The 982-nt window shown below is 42.1% G+C and carries 1 protein-coding gene; it reads right to left on the bottom strand.

All coding sequences use genetic code 11. From position 1 onward, the window contains the following. A partial coding sequence (locus tag ABHN01_RS24940; protein WP_429877782.1) for an FAD-dependent oxidoreductase occupies window positions 1-982 on the bottom strand: 982 nt, incomplete at both ends.

The raw sequence follows: 982 nt of genomic DNA, 5'->3' as shown, positions 1-982 counted from the left end.
CTCTGCCCCATTACTAAACATGGTGCCATATTCCGAGTTGCCCCCAGTGCAAAGGAAGTGGTTGAGATACATCTGCCTGCTACTATAACATTGTCCACATACTTCGGAACCATTGCACGGAAAGGAATATCGAAAGCACCATCGTCTCCAATTTCATAAAAATGTGCCTGACCGGTGTCTGGATCGTGAATGTCAACAGGGAAACAAACCTGCCCAATTGTATCTTCAAATTTACGTCCTGCAATACAGTCTTCATCATTGATCTCATAAAGTCCTTCAATTCTCCTGGTTTCTCTTACACCAGCAAATGCAGATGGAACAAAATAAGCATTCTGGAATCCGGGAACGTTATCTTTTAGGAATTGGCTAATTCGGTACATTTGCTTTGTTAATTCTAAGGTGGCTCTGGATAATGCGAGGGGGTCCGTACCATCAACACCTATCACAGCTGAAGTGTTCACATTAATGTGGTTCGGCCATACGGTATTGAAAAAGACCTTGTGATCTTTATTAGGGAAGATATTATTTTCAAGAATGATGTCATTCCACTTACTGAACGTACCATTAAAATATACTGGAAACGGCTCTGGATGATCAGAGCGAGTTGCCATCGCAGGTTTTGAGACAGCTATGGCATCAGCGATTTCTTGATTATTTGTTCCGTAAGAACGAAGCACCATTGAAACCGGTTGCATTTTACCAGTACTTTGATCACCTTTTGTATAATTCGCTCCTGCAGAAACAGCTACATCGGCATCTCCACTGGCATCGATATATGCTTTCGCCCTGATAGTACGAATCCCGCCCTTTACAGCAACTTTAACTCCTTTAATATTCCCTCTCTCTGACTCAGTTCCAACAACATTAGAGCCTAACAAAACGATTACTCCTGCATCATCTAATAATTCAGTAGATAGGACTCGAAACAGTTCTCCATCAACAGGAGTGACGGAATGTACAAAGGTTCCGTATGGAATATGAC

This window comes from Fictibacillus sp. NRS-1165 (genome assembly GCF_050468105.1).
GTDB classification, from domain to species: domain Bacteria; phylum Bacillota; class Bacilli; order Bacillales; family Fictibacillaceae; genus Fictibacillus_C; species Fictibacillus_C terrinigri.
This window is presented reverse-complemented; position numbering and strand designations above follow the sequence as displayed.